16 protein-coding genes and 1 tRNA gene are annotated in these 23,835 nt (G+C 57.8%); 10 read left to right on the forward strand and 7 right to left on the reverse strand.

The window, feature by feature from the left end; translation table 11 throughout:
• Positions 1–73 precede the first annotated feature (73 nt).
• Together AC2FFD_RS12115 and AC2FFD_RS12120 are read left to right on the forward strand one after the other, a co-directional pair.
• Entirely contained in the window at positions 74–1,651 is a 1,578-nt protein-coding gene (locus tag AC2FFD_RS12115; RefSeq protein WP_496873164.1) for a DUF5928 domain-containing protein, read from the forward strand.
• A gap of 331 nt (positions 1,652–1,982) precedes the next feature.
• Positions 1,983–5,582, forward strand: coding sequence for a flavoprotein (locus AC2FFD_RS12120; protein WP_496873165.1), 3,600 nt, complete (start codon positions 1,983–1,985; stop codon positions 5,580–5,582).
• On the opposite strand, the gene AC2FFD_RS12125 is transcribed toward AC2FFD_RS12120, so the two are convergent.
• The 3 genes from AC2FFD_RS12125 to AC2FFD_RS12135 all read right to left on the reverse strand — a co-directional run bounded on the left by AC2FFD_RS12125 (position 5,579) and on the right by AC2FFD_RS12135 (position 11,040).
• Positions 5,579–6,742: a hypothetical protein gene (locus AC2FFD_RS12125; RefSeq protein WP_170345747.1), complete on the reverse strand. Its 1,164-nt coding sequence runs from the start codon at positions 6,740–6,742 to the stop codon at positions 5,579–5,581. The two genes, AC2FFD_RS12120 and AC2FFD_RS12125, sit on opposite strands and share 4 nt — an antisense overlap.
• Positions 6,743–6,762: 20 nt before the next feature.
• A complete protein-coding gene (locus tag AC2FFD_RS12130; protein WP_496873166.1) occupies positions 6,763–10,038 on the reverse strand; it encodes an adenylate/guanylate cyclase domain-containing protein in 3,276 nt (1,091 codons plus the stop codon).
• A 108-nt stretch (positions 10,039–10,146) separates the two neighbouring features.
• Complete coding sequence (locus AC2FFD_RS12135; RefSeq protein ID WP_496873167.1) at positions 10,147–11,040, reverse strand: LysR family transcriptional regulator; 894 nt, start codon at positions 11,038–11,040, stop codon at positions 10,147–10,149.
• A 103-nt stretch (positions 11,041–11,143) separates the two neighbouring features.
• Between AC2FFD_RS12135 and AC2FFD_RS12140 the strand changes: the two genes are divergently transcribed.
• From AC2FFD_RS12140 to AC2FFD_RS12160, 5 genes are read left to right on the forward strand one after another with little or no spacing between them, the layout of a single operon-like run.
• The gene (locus tag AC2FFD_RS12140) at positions 11,144–12,586 is read left to right on the forward strand and encodes an aldehyde dehydrogenase family protein (RefSeq protein ID WP_496873168.1); all 1,443 of its coding nucleotides are present in this window, start codon (positions 11,144–11,146) and stop codon (positions 12,584–12,586) included.
• Complete coding sequence (locus tag AC2FFD_RS12145; RefSeq protein ID WP_496873169.1) at positions 12,586–13,560, forward strand: membrane dipeptidase; 975 nt, start codon at positions 12,586–12,588, stop codon at positions 13,558–13,560. Before AC2FFD_RS12140 ends, AC2FFD_RS12145 begins: the two co-directional genes overlap by 1 nt.
• Before the next feature lie 4 nt (positions 13,561–13,564).
• Complete coding sequence (locus tag AC2FFD_RS12150) at positions 13,565–15,253, forward strand: hypothetical protein (protein ID WP_496873170.1); 1,689 nt, start codon at positions 13,565–13,567, stop codon at positions 15,251–15,253.
• Positions 15,250–15,879: a DUF3726 domain-containing protein gene (locus AC2FFD_RS12155; protein ID WP_496873171.1), complete on the forward strand. Its 630-nt coding sequence runs from the start codon at positions 15,250–15,252 to the stop codon at positions 15,877–15,879. The genes AC2FFD_RS12150 and AC2FFD_RS12155 overlap by 4 nt, the downstream gene beginning before the upstream one ends.
• 11 nt (positions 15,880–15,890) lie before the next feature.
• Positions 15,891–16,907: an Ldh family oxidoreductase gene (locus AC2FFD_RS12160; protein ID WP_480685601.1), complete on the forward strand. Its 1,017-nt coding sequence runs from the start codon at positions 15,891–15,893 to the stop codon at positions 16,905–16,907.
• Between the two features lie 465 nt (positions 16,908–17,372).
• Here the strand turns inward: AC2FFD_RS12160 and AC2FFD_RS12165 are convergent.
• A tRNA-Arg gene (locus tag AC2FFD_RS12165) sits at positions 17,373–17,449 on the reverse strand.
• A gap of 115 nt (positions 17,450–17,564) precedes the next feature.
• On the opposite strand from AC2FFD_RS12165, the gene AC2FFD_RS12170 reads away from it, so the two are divergent.
• Together AC2FFD_RS12170 and AC2FFD_RS12175 are read left to right on the forward strand one after the other, a co-directional pair.
• Positions 17,565–18,590, forward strand: a complete 1,026-nt coding sequence (locus AC2FFD_RS12170) for a LacI family DNA-binding transcriptional regulator (RefSeq protein ID WP_170345755.1) — start codon at positions 17,565–17,567, stop codon at positions 18,588–18,590.
• Complete coding sequence (locus tag AC2FFD_RS12175; protein ID WP_496873172.1) at positions 18,587–19,807, forward strand: winged helix-turn-helix domain-containing protein; 1,221 nt, start codon at positions 18,587–18,589, stop codon at positions 19,805–19,807. The genes AC2FFD_RS12170 and AC2FFD_RS12175 overlap by 4 nt, the downstream gene beginning before the upstream one ends.
• 3 nt (positions 19,808–19,810) lie before the next feature.
• Here the strand turns inward: AC2FFD_RS12175 and AC2FFD_RS12180 are convergent, their stop codons facing one another.
• Positions 19,811–20,509, reverse strand: coding sequence for a fumarylacetoacetate hydrolase family protein (locus AC2FFD_RS12180; RefSeq protein ID WP_496873242.1), 699 nt, complete (start codon positions 20,507–20,509; stop codon positions 19,811–19,813).
• A 608-nt stretch (positions 20,510–21,117) separates the two neighbouring features.
• On the reverse strand, positions 21,118–21,552 hold the full coding sequence (hpaR, locus tag AC2FFD_RS12185) for a homoprotocatechuate degradation operon regulator HpaR (protein ID WP_170345758.1): 435 nt from the start codon (positions 21,550–21,552) through the stop codon (positions 21,118–21,120).
• Between the two features lie 233 nt (positions 21,553–21,785).
• Here hpaR and AC2FFD_RS12190 point away from each other — a divergent pair, with 233 nt between their 5' ends.
• The gene (locus AC2FFD_RS12190; protein WP_496873173.1) at positions 21,786–22,556 is read left to right on the forward strand and encodes an HpcH/HpaI aldolase family protein; all 771 of its coding nucleotides are present in this window, start codon (positions 21,786–21,788) and stop codon (positions 22,554–22,556) included.
• Between the two features lie 4 nt (positions 22,557–22,560).
• Here the strand turns inward: AC2FFD_RS12190 and AC2FFD_RS12195 are convergent, their stop codons facing one another.
• On the reverse strand, positions 22,561–23,703 hold the full coding sequence (locus tag AC2FFD_RS12195) for a DUF3095 domain-containing protein (RefSeq protein WP_496873174.1): 1,143 nt from the start codon (positions 23,701–23,703) through the stop codon (positions 22,561–22,563).
• Positions 23,704–23,835: the final 132 nt, after the last annotated feature.

Raw genomic sequence — 23,835 nt, forward strand, 5'->3', positions numbered from 1 at the left:
ATTCTGTTTATTCAATCGTTCATCCTCAGTATCACGGTTGAAATCAGGCAGAAACGGATATTGCGTTATCTCTATGGCAAAAGTCGCCTATATATTGCTGTGTCACAAGGACCCTGAGGCCATCATTGCTCAGGCCGAACAACTGACAGCTGTCGGCGATTGCATGGCCATCCATTTTGACGCCAGCGCCAGCACCGAAGCCTATGAGCGCATTCGGTCCGCACTGGATCAGAACCCCAATGTTACCTTTGCGAAAAAGCGCGTCAGATGCGGCTGGGGAGAATGGTCGCTGGTGCAGGCCACGCTGAACGCCCTGCAAGCCGCCGTGGAAACCTTCCCCCGCGCCACGCATTTCTACATGCTGTCGGGTGACTGCATGGCGATCAAAACCGCTGAATACACGCACCGTTACCTCGACGATCACGACAAGGATTTCATCGAAAGCCACGATTTCTTTGACAGCAACTGGATCAAGACCGGCATGAAAGAAGACCGGTTGATCTATCGCCACTACTTCAACGAACGTACGCAGTCCAAGCTGTTCTATGCCGCCTATGAATTGCAGAAGCGCTTCGGTCTGACGCGGGACATCCCCCAGGACATTCAGATGATGATCGGCAGCCAATGGTGGTGCCTGCGTCGCAGAACCGTCGAAATGATTCTGGATTTCCTGCGCCAGCGCCGGGATGTGATACGGTTTTTTTCGACCACGTGGATCCCTGATGAAACCTTCTTTCAGACGCTGGTGCGTCACCTGATCCCGAAAAACGAGATTGAAAACCGAACGCCGACATTCCTGATGTTTTCGGACTATGGAATGCCGGTCACGTTCTACAATGACCACTATGACATGTTGCTGGGCCAGGATTATCTGTTCGCACGCAAGATCAGCGCCGAGGCGCATGAGTTGAAGGCCCGGCTCGGTTCGCTCTATGCAAGTGAGGGCGTCGATTTCCCGATCTCGAACGAGGGGCGCAATCTGTACGCGTTTCTCACCGGTCGCGGACGCATCGGCCGCCGGTTCGGACAACGCTTCTGGGAAGCCGGGAGCGTACTCGGCCCGGAACGGGAACTGTTCGTGATCGTCTGCAAGAAATGGCATGTCGCCAAACGTCTTGTCGATCAGATCGCATCTGAAACGGATATTCCTTGCGTCGAATACCTGTTCAACGAAGAAAACACGTTGCTGCCGGACCTGGGCGGGATCGAATCCACACTGACCAAGCGCTCTCGTCACCGGCGCGCCGTTCTGCACCTGTTGTTCGACAGTTTCGGGTCGGATCAGCTGGTGCTGTGCCTTGACCCGGCCAATCTTGACGCGCTCGAGGATTTCTGCGGCGACCAGGCCAAAACCCACGTGCTTGAGATCGAATGCGAATACTCGGACGATTATCTGATCGGCCACGCGCGTCGCGTCGGGCTGGCCGGAGACAACAGTCCAACGGAAACCGTTGCTTCCTTGCTGCCGACCCTTCGCAACGATCTAGGCTATGAATCCGAACGGATCCGCGCCGCCCGGCTGGACAATTACCTGCGCCTGCGGGAAACGGCCCCGCGCGCCGAGAACGAAGCGGTTATTGCCAGGTTTCTTGGGGTTGGCGAAGACAAAGCCCAAGCCATCATGCAGTTGGATTATCTTTTCCTCGACTGATCCCCAAAGCCCTTCACAGATTGTGTGCTTGAAACTGGGCACCTGTGCCCTGCGCAATCCAAATCGCGGATGGCAAGTGTTCCGCCACGCAAGGCAGCAGCAGCTGCCGCAACTGCACTCGTGATTTTTATTCAAATATCGGATATTGTGCAGCCAATTGGGCCATTTTGTTCATACTTTTTCTATCAGCAACACGGCCCTTGCCAGGAACAAGTACGGAAAACAGGCAGGTCTTTTATTCTGAATGACCGGTGTCCGAGCTTCGAAGAACGAGAAGCACTGGCTGACCGAAGATTGAAATATTGCAACGCAACTCCGGGGGGACACAGTTGTGACCATAGATCAAATTTCCAAATCCAGACCTTACACCCCAAGCGACGCAGACTGGAAGATGATATATGATGTCCTTCCGGGCAAGGCGCAGATCGCCGACCCAGCCGTCATCAACCCACAATTCGAATGTATCGAAGTGACCGGAAACGCGGTTCTGCCGGCGAACGGCATGTATATCGTGCTGCGCGGCGTGGTTCAGCTGCGCCAGAACGGGAATCCATTGGCCAGCGCGGATGTCGGTGATTACTTCTATGAAGAACACCTGCAAATCTCGGATATCCCTGTCAGCCTTGAAGCGCTTGCGCTTGATGGGACCCGGCTGGCGTATCTGTCCAGCAAGAACTGGCTTCAGATACCAGAGAGCGTCCGGCAACCCTGTTTTGCAACGATGTTTGGTGATCTGGTCAGCGTTCAGTTGCAGAACTTTCAGCAGCCAATCAATTGTTGCAGCGTCACGGCGGCCGCTCTCAGCATGTCGGCGCTGGGGTTCAGCTGCGAAGTCAATGACATCTTCCGCGAATGCGCATTGCCCTCGTCCTTTGTCGTGAACGACGGAATCTCGCTGGGCGAGCTTTTTGACGTCGCCTGCACCTACATTCACACGCAGGGGCTGCGCGAGAGGGTTCAGGTTCAGGCCTATTTCATGGACGAAGACACAACCAGTGTGCCTCTGCTGCTTGAGGCGATCGACGAATCCAACCGGCTGGGCGGTGACAACGACATTCTGGTGGCGAATTTCCAGGTCGGTCTTGCCCATGGCAAAGAGAATATGCCCGGCGGCCATTTTGCCGTCATCGCCAAGTGCAATCCAAGCACGGGGCTGGTGCATATGATGGATGTGCACCCTGAAAAATACGGCAAGCTTTGGGTGACAACCGTCGAACGGTTGTGGCAAGCCATGTCGGATCGTGATGGAACCTCGATGCGGTCCCGCGGCCTGTTGCGGTTTTCGGCACGGGCAGCGGTCAAGACGCATCTGAAGACCTTCAAGCAGCGGTGCAACTACGTCGACAGCACACGTTACCTGGCGAAAGATCCCAAGAAACGCCGCAACCTGTTCCGCCGGGCAACGCCCAACATGAACTCGATCGGCGTTTTGGTGGAAAGCCTCGCCATCCACGGCGACTACAGGGTGGACGAGGACGAGTTGCTGCGGGCGGCCCAGGTGTCGTTCACGGATACTGTCCGTCGGGTCGCCACCGCCAAAGACATGCACGACATGGTCGAAATGTATATCAGACAATCCGAGAACCTGCATCTGAGCAGCTCGTTCCACAGCTTTGGAACCCGTGACGACAAATCAATCCAGACCTCCGAGGACTGGTTCAAGGCGCAGTTGAAAAGCCTGACCACGAACAGCAATCGCCACCTGATGATCAACATCGACTTCAATCGCGTCACCGGGATCGAGGCGATCCGCCCGCCGGACAACGTGTTTCGGGAAACTGCGTTGCTGGAAGAGTTCTGGTGCCTGTGCATAGACTATGACGAGGGTGAAGACGTTGTGACCATAGTTGATATGAGTCCGGCGACCTCGCAGGTCTGGCAAGCACCGCGCGGCAACATTTTCCGTGGTCTGCGGGATCTCGAAGACCCTGCATTGTTGGTGATCGAAGAGGTCGAGCCGCCCGAAAACCCAAGCGATGTTGCCAGCATCATCAAGCACAATACGATGGTTCTGTTCTACGAGGACGAGGACCCGTGGTCCTATATGCTGCGCAGCATTCTTTCGAATATCGGGGCAACGACCGTCAAGCAGATCGACGTGGGCGGGCGGGATCCCAATATGATCAGGATGCGGCGGCAACTGGTGACGCTTGGGGAAAGACCGGACGTGCCGTATCTGTTTTTCAAAGGGAAATGCATCAGCAAAAGCGAAAAGCTGGAAGACATCGTCGACATGATCCAGGTCGGTGAATTGCAGGCCAGGATGCGCAAGGAAGGGCTGCCGGTATCCGATCTGAACGAAACCCCCAGCCTTGAGAAAAACCCCTTCGGCTACCCAAAAGGGGTGATGAATCAGGTAAACGCCGGAAAGCGAAACGTATTGCTCTGCGCCTGCGGGTCGTCGGCGGCGGACAAGATCCCCGAGCTGGTCGAACGCATCGTCGATGCGGGGCATAACGTGAAACTGATCCCGTCTGTTTCGGCCGAAAAATTCTTTCGCGATTTCGGGGCCGAACGGATCGACGCCAAGATCACCCATAACGACTATTACCGCGACGACGACGAATGGAATTTCCGCTATTTGAAGTTCGACATGCCGGTGCGCGCTTCGCATCTGGCACTGTGTGACTGGGCAGATTGCGTCATCGTGGCCCCCATCACCTGCAATACGATGGGCAAGGTTGCCAATGGCATCGCCGACAACCTTCTGACCTCGGTCTTCGTGGCTTGGCAATATCAGAAGAAACCTGTGATCCTCTGCCCCGCCTGCAATACGAATATGTGGAACAATATCACCACGCAGAACAACGTCGACAAGCTTAGGACGCTTGGGGTCGATTTCGTCGGACCGCGCGAAGGTCGCCTGTCGAACGGCCGGATGGGCATCGGTATGATGGCAACGCCGGACCAGATCATGGAAGCTTTGGCGGATGCGTTCGAGGAATTGGACGACCAGAAGTATCGCGTCTGCAAATGGGCGCGCGAGGCCGCCGCCGCCGATGACATCAACGAATGGAAGCGCGTGTTCCGCGCCATCGACGAAGGCGTGGTCGGCGTCAACATCGTGGACGAGGCCCACGGAGATTCACTGTTGCACTATGCAGCGGGCGGTGAAGGCGAACTGGGCGAAAGCGGCCATGATCTGGGCAAGCCCGACTATGAGGCCGCCCAGGACCTGATCGACCGGGATATCGACGTCAACATCGTCAATGACCACGGGTTCACGGCGCTGCATGTGGCGGTGATGAACAAGGCGCCGAAGATGGTCGAGATTCTGCTGGGTGCTGATGACATGGATGCGACCCCGTGCATCGAGTTCGTTCAGGGCATGCAGATCGAACCGGAAATCCGTTCCATGCTGGACAGATGGGCGCAAGATCACAACCTGAAGATGGCAGACCCCGAACAGGGGCGCGACGAAAGCTTCGTGGCCGTCAAAGAACCCTCTTACCTGTATTTCACCTATGGATCCCTAAAGCAGGGATTCCCCAATCATGACGCACACAGCAAAGTTCTGAACGACTTCGTGGGAACGGCGCGCACCCGGCAACCGATGCCCCTGATCATCCCGAAGGAACCATTCTGCGACAATCCCAATTGTGGATATCTGCATCGCATGGCAACCCTTGTGGATCAGCAGGGGATGGGCAAGCAAGTGGTTGGAGAGGTCTACCGTGTCACCGAATCCGGCCTCGACGAACTGGACAGGCTGGAGGGGTATCACGGCCCCGGCTCACCCGAGAATGTCTATGTGCGCAAGAAGATCAACGTCGTCGTCGAGGGGGCGATGAAACCCGCTTATGCCTATGTGATCGCGGATCCGGAAAAATACCTGAAAAGCTGGCGCGAGGGCACATCCGAAGTGGTGAGCGACTATACGCTGGATATGGCGCAGGGCGAACCCAAACCCGGGTTTGAACCGGTGGCCTAACACTCTCGCGTGCTGATCGGTGGCGGTTCGGAACTGTTCTTGATGCTGAGATTATAGGCCGTGATCGCCACCATGCACAGCAGCACGAAAGGCCAGAAACTGGCCTTTGGAATCAGGTTGTCCCGATAATGGATGATCCGCAGCGACGGTACCGCCTCGGACGCGAAAAGGTAGGTGTTGATCGAAACCGCCAGCAGCATGAAATACATGAGGAAAAAGAACGACTCCATGTAGATCACGGGCGATCCGGCGAACCCTTCGCGCAGTTGCACATGGGCCAGCAGGATCACGAAGAACAGAACCGAACAGGTGCCGATCACGCTGGACGTGCTGAAGTCATGCCGCTCTACCAGACCCTCGCGGCGCGTGACGGTCATGACCGCACCGAACAGCAGCATCACCACAACAAGCAATGGAATCATGTGCACGATGAACGCGTTTGCGAAATTGCGCTTGATGACAAAGTTGTAATGCAACTCGGGCGTGTTGGTCTGGTAAGCATTCTGCCGGATGCCCAGCGTCGTATCCAGATTTGACAGCTTGTAATCGAAATAGGTGTTTTCACGCTCCCACGTGCCCATCACGATCCGGTTGTCGATCCCAAAAATGTCATCCGGTCCGGTCGCCGGATAAGCGTCGAAGTCAGGAACCAGCGCGACGTTGGCCTCAAAAGAGGCCGGCCAGAACCGTACCCAAACCGTTTTGTGGTCGAACGGGTAACTGGTGTAGTCGAAGCTCTGGCGCAGAGTTTGTTCGAAATACCAACCAATCAAAACGCCGTCGGGTTGCGGCAACCGATAGGCCTGTTCGATAAGGCCGTTTGCCGTATCGACCGCTTCGGGCAGAAGAAACCCGGCCTCACCTTCGGCAGGAATGATCGCGTCATGTTCACCTGCTTTGTAGTGCTGCCAGATATAGCCGGTGAGCTGTACATCGCTGGCGCCAAGAAAGCTGAAAGACTTTATGAAAATCCCCGTTCTCAAACGGTAGTCCGGTGCAACGTCCAGCTTGCACAGATATGCATCTACCGCAGCCTGGTCAGGCAGTTGCGTCGGGTCTCCTTCGAAGTGGTTCAGTTCGATCCAAAGCTTGAGCAACAAAGCGGCCAACCCAAAGGTCAGCAAACCCGAGATAAGCCACACCTTTCCTTCGACGCTCATTCAGCCTCCTGCCCTGCCGCCTATTCCACCAGAAAATCCGCTCGGCCCAGCAACGATTGCGTGATGCCCATTGCTGCAAACTGCTCATTCAGATCGGCAAATCCGCTATGTTGTGAGGGTGGGATTTTCTGCTTCCCGCTCTCGGCCAATAGCCGTGCTTGACGAATGGACAGGTCAACCATTGGCAAAGGCTCATTCTCGGTGAACGCGGCAAGCCCATCCGCATACTCAATCGCGGCATCCCAATCACCGCGCGCCAGCATGACAGCGCTGGCATCGGGGAAAAAATGCAGATGGCTGTGGCCGACACATCCCTCGGCGATGATCTCGGACCCCAGTTTCAAAAGGCGTGTTTGCTCATCCGGGTCCGTTTCGGCCATCGCCAGGGCTGACAGGGCCTTGGGTCCAACAAAGTTGCGGCCATGTTCAAGCGCGATTTCGACTGCTCGCAGACCAGTTTCACGTGCGCGCCCGACCTGGCCGGCATAAACCTGCGTTCTGGCCATGTGTTCCAACGCCTGCGCTTCAAGGCGTTTTGCGCCCACGCGCTCGGCAATTTCGGCAGAGACACCAAAGGCTTCAAGCGCACGGTCGAGACTGCCCAGAAAGGTTTCGGCCACACCAAGACATGTTTGCGCAACACATTCCGGAACGAAGGCAAAATACGTCTGCGAGATTTCAATCGCCTCATTGGCATCTGCTCGGCCCTGACCGACATCCCCAGTATAGCTGCGCGCCACGCTGAGATTGTGCAGATTTGCCGCAAGGTCCCGAACCAGCCCTTTTTCGCGCGCCCGTTCAGCGGCTTGGGTATAGAACCCCGCCGCCGTCTTCATCGAGGCTTTCATGAAATTGGCGTCGCCAAACCCACTCAGCGCCCCAACTTCAAGGCGCGGGGATTCCAGCTTGCGGGCAAGCAAGAGCGCCCGCTCGTTGGCCTTCAGCGCTTCTTTGTTCCGTCCCAGCGGGAAGTAGACGTTGCCGCGCACATAGCTTATCTGGGCCTCATCTTCCTCAGACCCGCAGCGCTGTGCTGCTGCCTCGGCAATGTCGAGCGCTTCCAGCGCGTCCTGATACAGGCTTGCTTGCCGCGCCGCCTGCGCCAGCCCGATATGGGCCCGGGCGATTTGTTCATCGGTTTCCGCCAAACTGGCCGCGTCCTTGAACTCGTCCAAAGCTTCGTTTGACAACCCCTGCAACCGATGCGTTTCGCCCCGCGCGCACAGCAGGTCAAATCGGACACCCGCCGGGGACGGCAATTCCAAAGCACGCTCGATCAGCGGGCTGGCATCGTCGAACCGGAAGGCTTGGATCAATTTATCCGCAGCCTCCAGATAGGCTTGCGCTGCGTTATTGGCCCCGGCCCGGTCCAGATGCTGGGCGCGCAAGGTGACGTCTCGATCCTCGAACCACTGTGCCGCCTGTCGATGCAGACGGGCCCGTTCGGATTTGACCAAAGTAGCATAGGACCCGTCCCGGATCAGCGCGTGGGCAAACATGAGATCAGGTCCGGCCTCTCGGATCAGCGCCGACCGGATCAGGTTACTCGTATCCAGATGTCCTTCGCCCAGAACGAAATTCAGAACTTCGGGCGAGAATCTTTGCCCCAGAACCGATGCGGCCTGAAGGGCGGTTCGACTGGCGCGATCCAACGCATCCAATCGCGACTGGACGATACCCTGAATACTTCCGGGCACACTTTCCTGCTTGAGTACGTCTGTGTTGCGCAACAGCTGTTCCAGAAACAACGGGTTGCCGCCCGCCCGTTGGACACATGTCTCCAGCAAATCCTGATCGATGGCCCGGAACTCTTCGACCAGTTGTCTGACATGCTCCTCTCCCATTGGCGCCAGTTCCAGCTTTGACACCAGCGCGCCGTCCGTCGCCATCTGCCAGTCCCTGTCGATCGGATCGCCTTCGGCCCGACTGGACATCATCAACACACAGGGAATGTTCCGCGTCGCTGCGGCGATATGCGAACAGGCCGTCAGGATGTCAGGGGTCGCCCAGTGGATGTCCTCAATCTGAATAAGCAGGGGCGATTCCTGGCTGCTGGCCGAAAGCAGTTCCTCAAGAACCTGACGCCGTCCTCGCAGACGGGTCTTGTTGTCCATCACCGCATAGACCTCGGCCAGACCCGGGTCTTGCTCAAGCTCAAGCAAGGCATTGAGATGCGCGGCGTTGGAAGGACTGACCCAGCCCCTGCTGATCGCGTCTTTTGCGACAGCCGACCCTGTTTCCGCCCCATCTGACGCTTCAAGTCCCAGAATGCTGCGGGCGACGGTCTGAATGGCTGAATGACCTTCGCGCGCACCGAAATCCACCACAACGCCGTTGTGGATTTTGTAGGACAGGCTGGTGGCCAGTTCCGCCACCTGCTCGGACAGGTGGGTTTTTCCAATTCCGGGTTCGCCCAGAACGATATGAACTTCTCCTTTGCCATGGCGCTGGCACCGGTCGAACGTGGCCGAGAAAATCGACATCTCGCGCTCGCGCCCGATGAATTTGTGCCGTCTCGTTCGAATGTTCCTGGCCAGCCGGTCCAGACGCCAGACCTCAACCGGTTCGTTCAGCCCCTTGATCGCCTTGACCCCGATGGAGTCGCCCACGAACAACGGACCCAGCGCGCGTTGAATGTCATGTGAGACCAGCGTTTCCCCTGCCGCTGATATGTCCGTGAGACGGGAGGCCAAGTTTACGCCATCTCCTGTCACCGTGTATTCCGTATGTGACTGGCTGCCGGTTGTACTGGCAATGACCTGACCCGAAGAGATGCCGATATGGCAGGAAAGCGGCGGCGATAACGTCGGAAGAACCGCGTGAATTTCAGCCGCAGCGCGTGCTGCCCTTTCCGTGTCGTTGGTATGTGAGATCGGCGCCCCGAAAACAGCCATGACCGCATCACCAATATGCTTGTCGATACGACCGCCGTATTTTTCGACCACATTGTCCACTTTGCTGAAGAACTGATTGAGCAGCGCGTGCAGATCCTCGGCATCCAGCTCGCTGGAAATTTTCGTGAACCCGGTCAGGTCAGCAAACATCACCGTGACCTGCCGCCGCGCGGGTTCATGCGGTGCCGTTGGTTCAGGCTCGGCTGCGGTGTGGGTGGAATCAAGTTGCTCGATGGCACGCAAAAGACGCCGACGATCGCCGACAGCAGTCACACCGATTTCGATCAGATCCTCTGCCGTCAAATCTGGCAGAATGGAAAAGTCGATCTTGTTGTCAATGAAGGCCTGCGCATACTCGTTCAATCCATTTGCGCTCAGCCAGCCCCTCAGGTCTTGAGACATATCGCCCCTCTGAAGTCCCCCACTTCAAGCGAGAGCCTAGCATGGCAGCGGGCCCGAGTCTGCAAAAACCAAATTAATTCGTGATTTTGAGCAGGGTTAATCCATTTTTCATACGTTCACCTGGCTTGCATTTCCAAACCCGCTCGAGAGGACAAATGAACGGCAGGCCTCGGAGATTTCTCGAAACCGCGCTCGTTCCCTGACATAAAGATACACTTCGCGCCTGTCCGGCAAATCCGAAATCGGACGAAAGGCAACTGCGTCCGGGATGAATTGCGCGACGGTCTGCGGCAGGACAGTGATCCATTGGCCTGCTCTGACCGTCGTGATCAGGGAATGCGTGTTGTGAATGGTAACCTCGGCCCCGTCCAGAATCTCTCGGAAAGGCGCGGACTCGATAAAGTCACACAGGGCGTTTCGAACGAAAGGCTCAGCCACGAGATCCGAAATGGCTGGCGGTTCTGCCCGCGTCATCAGCGGATGATCGGACGCCGCAACCAGCCCGAAGCGATCCTGAAACAGCGGCTCTGCACTGACCCCGTTCAGTGGATGATGGCCGGACGCAATGCCGATATCAGACGTGTCGCCGGCAACCGCATCCAGAACCTGCTGCGAATCGCCGTCTCGCAGCTCGATCTTCAGGCCGGGAAAGCGAGACGTCATATGATCCAGCAGGGCAGGAAAGACCAACGCCCCCACGGACGGCACCGATACGATACGGATCAACCCGTGCTCGGCCTGTGCCGCCAGTTCAATGTTCTGAACGGCCTGATCAAAATCCCGCACCTGTTTGAGTGCGAGATCGAGAACTTGCTGACCCAGCGGTGAAAGGTGGTTTTTCCGTTCGCCTTCAAACAGTTTCTTGCCCAGATGCTCTTCGAATTGTTTCAGCATCATTGAGACGGCAGATTGTGTCCGGCCCAGACGGCTGGCTGCCTCGGCAAGGTTTCCGGTTTGGGCCACGGTGCAAAAGCACCGCAGCATTTCCACTTTCACGGCCATGTTTCAATCTTTCTGAAGTTTTCTAAAGTTATTTTAGTTTGACTGATATCGGCAGCAAGTTCCATTCTTTCGCAGACTGAACTTTGCGAACTTGGGGCCTGACGTGACCAAACTGAATCTGATTGCCGGCGAATGGCTGGCGGGCGAAAGCGAAATTGAAAACCGCAATCCATCGGACCTGAGCGATCTGGTCGGTATGTTCGCGCAGGCCAGTGCCGATCAGCTTGAGGCAACGCTGGATCAGGCGCGTGTGGCACAGTTGGAGTGGGCGGCTTACGGGTTGGAGCGCAAGCAGGCCGTACTGAACGCCATCGGCAATGAACTGATGGCCCGCGCCGAGGAACTCGGCACTCTGCTCAGCCGTGAAGAAGGAAAACCGCTGGCCGAGGGCAAGGGCGAGGTCTACCGCGCCGGTCAGTTCTTCACCTACTATGCGGCCGAATGTCTGCGACAGATCGGAGAAAACGCCGATTCCGTGCGCCCGGACATCGAGGTTGACGTGCGCCGCGAGGCTGTTGGCGTGGTTGCCATCATCAGCCCGTGGAACTTCCCCACCGCAACGGCTTCGTGGAAGATCGCCCCGGCGCTTTGCTATGGCAACGCGGTTGTGTGGAAGCCCGCCAACATCACCCCTGCCTCGGCCGTGGCCCTGACCGAAATCATCGCGCGGCAAGACATCCCCAAGGGTCTGTTCAGCCTGGTGATGGGCTCGGGCCGTTCCATCGGTCAGCGTCTGGTGGAAAGCCCCAAGGTCAATGCGATTTCATTCACCGGATCGGTTCCCGTGGGTAAAGGCATTGCTGCTGCGGCCATCCAGAACCTGACCAAGGTGCAGATGGAAATGGGGTCCAAAAACGCGCTGGCCGTGATGGACGATGCCGATCTGGATCTGGCGGTGACGCTGGCGCTGGGCGGGGCATTCGGCGGCACCGGTCAGAAGTGCACGGCTTCGTCACGTCTGGTCGTCCACGCGGGCATCCATGATGCCTTCGTCGAAAAGCTGGTGGCCGGTGCACAGGCCATCAAGGTCGGCCACGCGCTGGAGGACGGCGTTCAGATGGGTCCGGTCGTCAGCCAGCAGCAGTTGAATGAAAACCTCGCTTATGTCGATCTGGGCAAATCCGAAGGCGCCGAGCTGGCCTGTGGTGGTCAGCGGCTGGAGATGCCCCATGACGGTTTCTACATGTCGCCGGGCGTGTTCCTGAACACCACCAACGATATGCGCATCAACCGTGAAGAAATGTTCGCACCGCTGACCAGTGTCATCAAGGTCGGCAGCTATGACGAGGCGCTGAGCGTCGTGAACGACACCAATTTCGGCCTGACCTCGGGCATCGTGACCAAGTCGCTGGCTCGCGCAACCCATTTCCGCCGCAACGCACGCACCGGCGTGGTGACGGTGAACCTGCCCACCGCAGGCACCGATTACCACGTGCCATTCGGCGGTCGGGGTGACAGTTCGTACGGTCCCCGCGAACAGGGCAAAGCAGCAGCCGAGTTCTACACGACCGTCAAAACCGCCTATATCAGCGCCGGCCCCGTCTGATGCGGATCGACGGCCTGCAATATGCCAACTGGTCGGAAAAGATCTTCCGCCAGCTGCGCGAAGGGGGCGTGGACGCGATCCACGTCACCATCTCCTATCATGAGAATTTCCGCGAAACGGTTCTGAATTTCGAGAAATGGAACCGCTGGTTCGAGCAATACCCGGATCTGATCATGAAAGGCCGGTGGGCCAGCGATATCGACACGGCGCGCGAAACGGGCCGGACCGCCGTGTTTTTCGGATTTCAGAACCCGTCGCCCATTGAAGACGATATCGGGCTGGTCGAAATCCTGCACGATCTGGGCGCGCGGTTCATGCAACTGACCTACAACAACCAATCCCTGCTGGCGACCGGTTGCTACGAGGCCGAAGACACCGGCATCACCCGCATGGGCAAGCAGGTCATCAAAGAGATGAACCGCGTGGGCCTTGTGGTCGACATGAGCCATTCGGCAGACCGTTCCACGATCGAGGCGGCTGAAATCTCGGACCGGCCCATCGCGATTACACATGCCAATCCGCACGAATGGTCCCCGGCCCTGCGCAACAAGCGGGATGACGTCATCCGCGCGGTAACGGAAAAAGGTGGGATGCTGGGCTTTTCGGTCTACCCTCACCACCTGAAGGACAAGTCCGATTGCACGCTGGAGAGCTTCTGCGAAATGATCGCCCGCACTGCCGACAAATACGGGGCCGAACATCTGGGGATCGGCACTGACTTGTGTCAGGATCAGCCCGACAGCGTCGTTGAATGGATGCGTGTGGGGCGTTGGACAAAAGAAATCGACTATGGCGAAGGCTCGGCCTCGGCTCCGGGATTCCCACCGATGCCGGGCTGGTTTCAGGACAACCGAGACTTTGGCAACATCGAAAAAGGGTTACGCGCGACCGGCCTGAACGATGACGAAGTGGTCGGGATCATGGGCAGGAACTGGTACCGGTTCTTTGCCGAGAACTTCGTCCCACAAAGGTAACCAAATGGAACCACACGCGCAGACAGAGATCGCCAGACGTGACCCATCCACGGTCATGCGGCTGTCACGGTTGGGATCGTTGCACCAATGTCGACTCAGCTTTATGCGGCAACTGACGCGCCGCATGGCCGAAGAAAACTGGAGCTTTTCGCGCCCTGCGTTTGAAATTGACAACAAGGGTGTGGGCCATGCGGTCTATACCGCGCAAGGCCCCGATCGGGCCTATTCGCTGGTCGCCTTTGCCCATGACCTGCCCCCCGAACAGCGATCTGACCGGGTGATTGCCGAGGCCTGGGATGCCACCTTCGCGTTGTTTGACGGCATTCCAACGGCACAGGATATCGACCGTCTGTCGCAGAATGTTCCGTTGCAAGAAGCCGGACGTGTCAGCGAAGCCGAACTGTCCCTGTCTCGGGCCAACCGTTCCGTGCGGCTTTGGACACATGTAGTGGATCGTCTTGCGGCGGGGCAGCAACCCGATCTCGAACAGATCTACAAAGTCGGTTACCTGATGCGGACCACGGCTGTTTATGGGTCGGGCAAATTTGGCGCAGCAGACCGGGAAAAGACAGCCGGCCGGGCCGAAGTCAGTGGTCCGTTCCAGATCGAGATGCTGTCAGTCTATCTGACCCGCGCCTTTGTGCGCGATCTGGTACAGCATATGGCGCAGGTCAAAGGCGGGGATCGGACTGCAGAGCTTGATCCAGACATCGCCCGTTGGTTGGGCATCGGAAACTCGACTGGTCTGGGTATGGCGCCGTTCATCGTCAATCACCCGGTGCTGTTCAACAACTGGATCATGGTGCGCGAAGAAGCAATCTCGCGCGTTCGGTCCATTGGGACGGCTTCGGCAGATGAAGCACGTGTCTTTTGCGATGTCTTTGCACGTTGTAAACAGTCAATCTCCTGGTGGCGATCTGAACACCCGGTGCAGATGGAAAAGCTGGCGGCCCTGAATTCGGATCTGGATAAAATCGAAGAGTATCTGGCCAAGGATGACCTGACACAGGACCACCCCTGGAATCGTCTGATCCTTTGGTCCGAAACCGCGCTGACCGAAGAAGGCCAAGAACTGCTGGCCTCTCTGATCCTTGAACCTTATGGCACGCTTGTTGACGGGCTTGCGAGTTGCATGGCGGACACCAACACGGCCGCGCAGGTGATTGATGGGGCAATGCCGGTATCGGCGGTGCGTGCGTTGATCCGGAACAGCTTTGACTGGGCTTTGAACCTGGATTGGGCCGCCGCCGAAAACTGCGCGCGGGCCTGGTACGTGTCCGAAGAAAAGCTGGAACCCCGGCTGGGGGAACGCTTCGAAGAACCGATCTCGGATTATGAACAACCTCTTGCACCGGCACGGGATGCGACCCTGGCTTTCGAAGCAATGCAGGACTGGCCTGATGACACTCCGATCGCAGAGTTTCTGTTGCGCCATCCGGAACACCGCCACAGCGTGCGCCGCGCGCAAATCAGCCGCATCGCTCCGTACGGTGAAATTCGAGACAACACGATCAGCGCGCAGGTGATGCCCATTGATATGCTGCGCGCCAAACTGTCCTTCTTTGGGGCAACGCATTTCGACCCGCGTTCGGATCGGTGGGTGCGTATCTGCATGTATTCAGGTGCACCCTACCCGGAAGAGCTGAACACCGCGAACGCCGACCTGTGGGTTTATCCGGAGGTTGTGCAATGACCTTCTCGTTGAACGAAGTGGAAGCCACCGCCAAACGCGCAACCCGTGGGGCTGGATATGCCTGGGGTGTGGCGGAAGAAGCCGCGAAAGCAACCCGATGGCTGTGCGTTCAGGGGTTTGACGGACCAGCGATCCTGGCCCAGTTGCTTGAGCAGGAATTTGCGCCGCACCTGGAACATCACGTCCCAGAGGCCCGGGACGGTATGTGGACCGGTGCCCGGGATCTGTGTCCCCTTGTGACCGGATCGGCATTATCAGATTTCCCGGATGCCCTGTCACAAGACAAAGTTCTGATTTCCAATGTTGCCGCTCCTCTTCTGTTGCTGCCCTTTGTCGCCACCATGGCGAAAAAGCGGAAATCGACTGTGGAAATCACTTTGGACGGGTTTTCCGTGACCACTGATGGTGTTCATCTGAGCTGTGAAGAATTCGGAATGGACAGGGCAAACCGCGTCGGGATAACCGAAATCGACCAAATCAGACCCGCCCGCTCCATGCACAGCCGCGCCACCCCGGATCCGGGGGCGTGGAAGCTCCTCAACACCGTGGCGCATCGCACCTATGCCCCCGCAACTGAACAATCCCGACTGCTTGGCGCTGGTTCAGGCTTGTCAGACAACGATTGAAGGACGATCCGATGACCGAAACCAGAACCCTCTCACTTGCCGAAATCGAAGAGCTGTCATTCAATGCGCTGGTTGCCGCCGGCACAAGCGAAGAAAACGCGCGCCCTTTGGCTGTTGCCACAGCCGCGACCGAGGCAGACGGCGTGGCCAGCCATGGGCTGGCGTATATCCCGATCTATTGCGAGCATGTTCAATGCGGCAAGGTGGACGGTCAGGCAAAACCGGCCCTTGAAACCCCGCGTCCGGGCCTCATCCGCGTCGATGCCAAAACCGGGTTTGCACATTCGGCCATTGATCTGGGTTTTGAGGCGCTGATCCCGGCGGCACAGGAACAGGGCATCGCCGCATTGGCGATTACAAACAGCTACAATTGCGGTGTGCTGGGTTATCACACGTATCGGCTGGCCCAGGCAGGGCTGGTTGGATTGGGGTTCACCAATGCGCCAGCATCCATCGCACCTTCGGGCGGATCGAAACCTGTTGTTGGCACCAATCCTTTCTCGATCGCGGCACCGGGTACGGATGGTCAACCCGCACTGCTGATTGATCAAAGCGCCAGCACCATCGCCAAAAGCGAAGTGATGAAGCATGCACGGGAAGGAAAGGCCATTCCCGTCGGATGGGCGCTGGACGCCGACGGCAACCCGACAACGGACCCTAACGTCGGTCTGAAAGGCAGCATGGCCCCGTCCGGCGGCTACAAAGGCGTGGGTGTTGCTTTGCTGACCGAAGTCATGGCCGCTGCCCTTACGGGATCTACACTTGGGTTGAACGCATCGCCTTTTTCCGGAACGGCCGGTGGCCCCCCAAAGACAGGGCAGTTTTTCATTGCGATTGATCCCGTGGCGTCGTCCGCAGGTTTGTTTTCAAATGCCATGGCAACTCTGGTTGAGTCGATCAGATCTCAGGACGGCGCGCATCTGCCCGGTGATGGCCGCCGCAAGAACCGGCTTTCGTCAGGCAAAGCGGGAGTCGCGGTGAACTCCGCAACCCTGTCAAAGATTGAAGCGATTTTGGGCTCCGGCTAGGCGACGGGTTCACCGCCCATTGAGTGCAGTTGCCAAGTGGTGGCGATCCCCAAAACTGCACCGGACAATTCGGTCAAAGGGTTCGCCTGTCTCTGGTTGGCAGGCGCGTTGAAAGGCAACGGGATATGCGCCTGTATCCCGGGCGCAAAAAGCGCAAGTCGCGTGTGAAATCCGATTTGGCGAGATACATGCCGCGCGAAAACGTTCGGCAGACAAAAAAAACTGGCAACGCGTCGAAACCCGACAGGACCGATGTCCCACGGTCGTCCTATCGGCTGTCGTCATGTGCTGGTGTTGACACAACCGGCCAGATCCAAACCCGTCATGTTTCACCACACCGCATGGCCGCTCGGGATTCCTTCCGCTCCTCAGAGTTTGTTCGTATGTGGTGTGGATTGTTGGTGTAACTCCACCGTATTGCCACACCACGGAAAATTTGTCCTCAAAATGGGCATTTGGGAAAACTGGCGACCCCGGCAGGATTCGAACCTGCAACCTGCCCCTTAGGAGGGGGCTGCTCTATCCAGTTGAGCCACGGGGCCGCGCCCTGCCTTCTGTAACCGGGATTTTCCGGGTTGTCATCGCCTTTGCACAATTGTTGTACACACCGACCTGTTCACGCTAGCATCGGACAAAACAACTACGCAGGTGCCTCCCGTGAACAGTGAAACCAAACGCCCGCTTACCCTTCGTGATGTGTCAGAGGCTTCCGGTGTCTCAGAGATGACGGTGAGCCGGGTTCTGCGTAACAGGGGGGATGTTTCCGACGCCACCCGCACCCGCGTTCTGGCCGCCGCCAAAGAGCTGGGATATGTCCCCAACAAGATCGCGGGCGCGCTGGCATCCAGCCGGGTCAACCTGGTCGCGGTAATCATCCCCTCGCTTTCGAACATGGTATTTCCCGAGGTGATGACCGGCATCAATCAGGTGCTCGAAGATACCGAGTTGCAACCCGTGGTTGGAGTGACGGATTATCTGCCCGAAAAAGAAGAAAAAGTGCTGTACGAGATGCTCTCGTGGCGCCCCTCGGGCGTGATCATTGCAGGGCTGGAACACACCGACGCGGCCCGCGCCATGCTGGATTCAGCGGGCATTCCCGTGGTCGAGATCATGGATACCGACGGCAAACCTGTCGACGCGATGGTGGGCATTTCACACCGCCGGGCCGGGCGCGAGATGGCGCAGGCGATTCTGAAGGCCGGGTATCAGCATATCGGCTTCATGGGTACCAAGATGCCGCTGGATCACCGCGCCCGAAAACGCTTTGAAGGGTTTACCGAAGTGCTGGGCAAACACGGGATCGAGATCGAAGATCGCGAGTTCTATTCCGGCGGCTCTGCCCTGGCCAAAGGGCGCGAGATGACGCAGGCCATGCTTGAACGGTCGCCAGATCTGGATTTCCTGTATTATTCCAACGACATGATCGGCGCTGGTGGTCTGTTGTACCTGCTGGAACAAGGCGTGGATATTCCGGGGCAGATCGGTCTGGCCGGGTTCAACAACGTGGAACTTTTGCAGGGTCTGCCGCGAAAACTGGCGACGATGGATGCCTGTCGTCTGGACATAGGACGTCAGGCCGCACAGATCATCGCTGAACGCCTGAAGGATCCGGAGTCTGAAATCGAGACACGGGTCACCCTGACCCCCAAGATCAGCTATGGCGATACTCTGAAACGACGATGAACACCCCCCTGAAACGGCTCGACAATCGGACGGCCCGGGCCATTTTCATGGATCGTCACGCTTTGACCGAACAGCCCGCGGGCGCGGCCAAGGGCGCCGGGCTTCTGGACCTTGTCCAGCGGCTGGGGTTCGTGCAGCTCGACAGCATCAACACGGTTGCCCGCGCCCATGACATGATCCTGTTTTCCCGACGGCCTGCGTATCGCAGCGCCAATCTGAAAAGGCTCTATGAAAGGGAAAAAGCGCTGTTCGAACACTGGACACATGATGCGGCCGTGATCCCGATGTCATTCTATCCGCACTGGCATCTGCGCTTTCAGCGTGATGCGGATCTCTTGAAGGCGCGATGGAAGAACTGGCGGCGGGATGGGTTCGAACAGCAGTTTGAGACTGTCTTGCAACACATCCGCGACCATGGACCAGTGTGTTCGTCAGACGTTGGCAAGGATGAAAAAAAAGGCTCGGGCGGTTGGTGGGACTGGCACCCGTCAAAAACCGCTTTGGAGTTTCTGTGGCGTTCCGGGGCCCTGACCGTCGTGGGTCGCGATGGGTTCAAGAAACGCTATGATCTGACTGAACGTGTGATTGAAACCCGCCTGTGCCCCGGGAACATGGCCTGTGATGCGACGGCGACCGTGGATTGGCTGTGCAACGCGGCACTGGACCGGTTGGGGTTTGCCACGTCCGGAGAACTGGCCGCGTTCTGGGATACGGTCAGCGCCGCCGAAGCCAAAAACTGGTGTGCCACGGCGTTGGCTCAGGGAAACATCGAAGAGATCGAAATCACTTGCGCCGATGGACGCCTGCGCAAAACCTTTGCCCGCCCTGATTTGATGGATCGGGCGGCCGACTTGCCGCAACCGCCCGGACGGATCCGAGTGCTCAGCCCGTTTGATCCCATGCTTCGGGACAGAAACCGGGCCGAGCGGCTGTTTGGCTTTCACTATCGCATCGAAGTTTTCGTGCCCGAAGCCAGGCGGACATATGGGTATTACGTCTTCCCTTTGCTTGAAGGTGATCGGTTGATCGGCCGGATCGACATGAAGGCGCATCGCGATCGCGACCTGCTGCATGTCAAGGCACTCTGGCCCGAACGCGGGGTGCGATGGTCTGACGCCCGCAGCCGCCGCCTGAACGCCGAGCTGGAGCGGATACGCCGGCTGGCAGGCGTTGAACAGGTCGAATTCGCAAGGGGCTGGCTGAAAGACCCTAAATAGGGTCTATTCCGCGTCAGTCAGTGTCAGTTTGATCGGTTCCAGCCCGTCAATCTCTCCTGTTATGATGTCGCCGGGCACAACCGGGCCTACGCCGGCCGGTGTACCTGTCAGGATCAGATCGCCGGGGCGCAGATGGTAGAAACCGGACAGATGGCTGACGATTTCATCGATCTTCCAGATGAGCTCTTCCAAAGTAGCGTCCTGCCGCAATTCGCCGTTCACGCTCAACCGGATGTGTTTGGCATCGTCAGGCGACCAGTCCGTGGCAGGGGTCAGCGGCGCGAAGACTGCTCCGTTTTCGACATCTTTGCCCAGATCCCAAGGACGCTGTTTGTCCCGTTCTTGGAATTGCAGATCGCGGCGGGTCATGTCGAGCGCACAGCCATAGGCATAAACCGCATCCCAAGCCTGCGCGCCGGAGGCGCGAAACACCGGTTTTCCGATTGCCAGCGCCAGCTCCATTTCGTGATGGTAATTCTTCGTCCCCGCCGGGTACGGAACCGTCGCGCCGGACAGGATCGCGTTTGGCGCGGATTTGGTGAAATAGAAGGGCGCATCGCGATCCACCTCGTTCCCCATCTCTGCTGCGTGCGCGGCATAGTTTCGCCCGACGCAGAAAACGCGCCCGACAGGGTACCCGGCCGTCTCGCTGACGACAGGGATGGTTAAGGGATCGGGAAGGGAAAACAGGCTGTTTGACATCGTGGTTCCTGAATTTTTCATCGCTGCCATCTTACGCCTGCCAGAGCTGCCAGCAAGCGGGGAATGCACGCTGGATTTCGCCAGTATCCACGAGTTGTTTCAGCGCGAACCTGCTCAATTCTGACCTGAACGGCCAGTGCCGTTCCAAAGCGGCTTCACATCCGTCTTTATTGATGCACCGGAACTTGGGTAGATCGAAAATTAACTTGGCTCTGGCGCAAGTCGGGCTAGGTTTTGAATTGGAATTGCGGGGTGCATCCATCTTGAGGGGTGCGAAGGCAGCAAAACACCGCGCATGCGGAGGCATTCGGCCAGTATGACGCAAAGTCATCCCTTGCGGGACCGGTTTTCGTTCGGAAATTGCCCAAGTCTGTTTCGGAGAGCATGGGTGCAAGGCCTTTCCCCCAAAGGCCAAATAGCCCTAATCAGAGCCACATTTCCGGCTCGCCATATACTCCGATGCGCAGGCCGGACCGTCAGGCAAGGCGTGACGCAACCGGCCTCAGGCCAGGCCTAACCCAAATCCAAGTCTGGCCACCCCGTCGGAGATCGCCCCTAGAATCTCCGGCGGGGTCCTGGCAGATGACACAAGTGTTTTGCGACCGGCATCAGGTATCCAGGTCGTTCAACTCGTTCAGAAGGTCCAGCAACAGTTCGTGTTTTTCCGGCCCTAGGCGGGACCGAATGCGTTCCGCCTGCGCCATGCTGGCGGGCTGATTGGCGTGAATGATCTGAACGCCACGCTCGCCGATCTCGACAATCTGGCGACGCCGGTCCGCTGGATGGCATCGTCGGGAGATCAGGCCGCGATGCTCCAGCTTCTGCAATATCCGTGTCAGGCTTGGCAACAATAGACAGGCGCGTTCGGCAATATGCGTGGGCTCCTGCGGGCCTTCTTCATTCAAAACCCGCAATACGCGCCACTGCTGTTCGGTGACACCGGCGTCGGCCAGCATTGCTCGGATGGGTCCCATAACCTTTTCCCGCGCCCGCAAAAGCGCAATAGGCAAAGATCGCGACGTCAGTGGGAGGTCGTCGGTCATGCCAAAATTATCGCCGAAATCCGTGATTTACGCAAGGGAACCCTCAGTTTTCGGTTTGAAGCACAAGAACCGCCGGAATGTCGCCACCCTTGCGTGACGCGCCTTTGCCGCCGTCGATCCGATGACGCCAAATTGCATTAAAACTGGACAATTTCGTGCCACGGAAGAAGATGAGGAAACGGCCACTTTCACGACTACGTCGCGCCGAAGGTTTTGCAACAAAAGGAAACAATATGGCTGCGCAGCAGAACGCGTTCAAACAGGCTCTAAAAAAGGGAGAAATGCAGATCGGGTGCTGGATGAGCTTTGCGGAGCCCGCAGCGGCCGAGATGATGGGAACCGCGGGCTTTGATTGGCTGGTAATCGATGGAGAGCATGCCCCTAACGATATCCGGTCGATCCGGGACCAGCTTCTGGCCCTTGAAGCAAGCAATTCTCATGCGGTTGTGAGGGTCCCCGTGGGTGAGACCTGGCTGATCAAGATGGTTCTGGATGCGGGTGCTCAGACCATTCTGGTTCCGATCGTGGAAAGCGCCGCGCAGGCGCAAGAGCTGGTTCGGGCCTGCCGCTATCCCCCTGCCGGTGTCCGCGGCGTGGGCGCGATGGCATCGCGGGCGACGATGTACGGATCGGTCGGAGATTATATTCAGACCGCAGATCAGGAGATTTGCCTGTTGTTGCAGGTTGAAACACGCGCCGGAATGGCTGCTCTGGACGACATTCTGGAGGTTGACGGCGTGGATGGCGTATTCATTGGCCCTGCCGATCTGTCGACCGATATGGGCCATCAGGGCAACAGTGCGGCGCCCGAGGTGAGACAGGTTATCGGCGATGCACTGACCCGGATCAAGGCCGCAGGCAAAGCGCCGGGCATTCTGGCGACAAATGACGAGGCCCGGCAGGCATATCTGGATATGGGCGCACAGTTTTTGGCGGTTGGCATTGATGTGATGCTGCTGGCACAAACGGCACGTGATCTCGCCGAACGATGGAAAGCCGACTAAACGTTCAACGGACCATGGCCGCTGCGGCCTGGGCGTATCCGCCCGAGGCACCATCGACGAAATGCACATGATCGTCCCGCGTGGCCGACGGGACGAAACACGTCATCATCGCCTCGTCCTGCACGTGCAGACCGTATCGGATTTTGCCGCGCCCGCGCGCTTCTTCCAGCATCTGTTCGATCTGTCGCAAAGTGGCCGGATCACAATCCAATGTCATCTTCAGACCGTCATCAAACTTGCGGAAATCGGCATTGCTGCTGACCATATTCCTGTAATGTTCGGGTTCGAACTGTCCCAGCTTTTTACCGGTCTTGAAGAGTATCGCAATCAGCAGGTTCTGAATCAGAAGAACGAGCTTGTGCAAAAACAAATTTCTCCCGTTGCGCGAAACATGCGCGTCAATGTCGAGGCCGGGGGGCGGCCACGTCATGGGCGGACCATTCATCGGCACCGGATGACCTGCGCGCTCCAGCTCTTCTGACGCAGACAGAACCAATTGCGCAAGGTCTGCAAAATCGCGTTCAGTTGCTGACGCGGTGGGTTCAACAACCAGTGACACGATCTGACCATGCCGCGCCGGGCTGTTGGACCATCTGCATGACAGGCCTGTCAGGTTCGGCTGCGCACCCGGTTCGGCAGGCGCGATCATATGACGACCCGCCTTCATCTCTGCCTCGGCCCAGGCCAATCCTCCGCCAGAAAACATGGCATAATCCACGCCAGAGGACGGGGCAAAACGGGCGACACGCAAGTCCCTGCCCGCTTTTCGGATTTCCGCCACCGATACCAGCGCCGCACGCAACGGCATGGAAAACTCCTCTTCCGCCCAGCGCCGCAAAGCTGAAAGAGTATCCCGCGCTGCTTCAACTTCGCTGGGAGGGACCGCAAACGCCGCCCCGTCGCCGCCAAAGACATAGGGAAACAACTTGCCGTCCATCGCGTTTATCATCGCCGAGATTACGGCAGCCCCAACTGTGTTGACGGTTTTGTATCGTCCCCGCGCGATCTCGCCGGTTGAATCGACAATGTCGGCGACCCCCAGAAACCAGTCGTCGGGCACCGGCGAAAACTGCGCCGGGTCTGCCAGGCGGGTGAAATCCCGCAACAGGGGCAGGTTTTCATAAAATGCAGAATGGAGGTCTTTCATTTTCCCCCTCGAAATCAGACTTCTGACAATGATAGCCGGAATGCGGCCCAAGTCCTGCTACTGAAACATAGTACACATGCTTGTGCGTTGCATCATTGCGTGCCAAGCATTCCCTTCGGATGAGCGGAAAAG

Source organism: Ruegeria sp. YTSC002 (assembly GCF_059609845.1).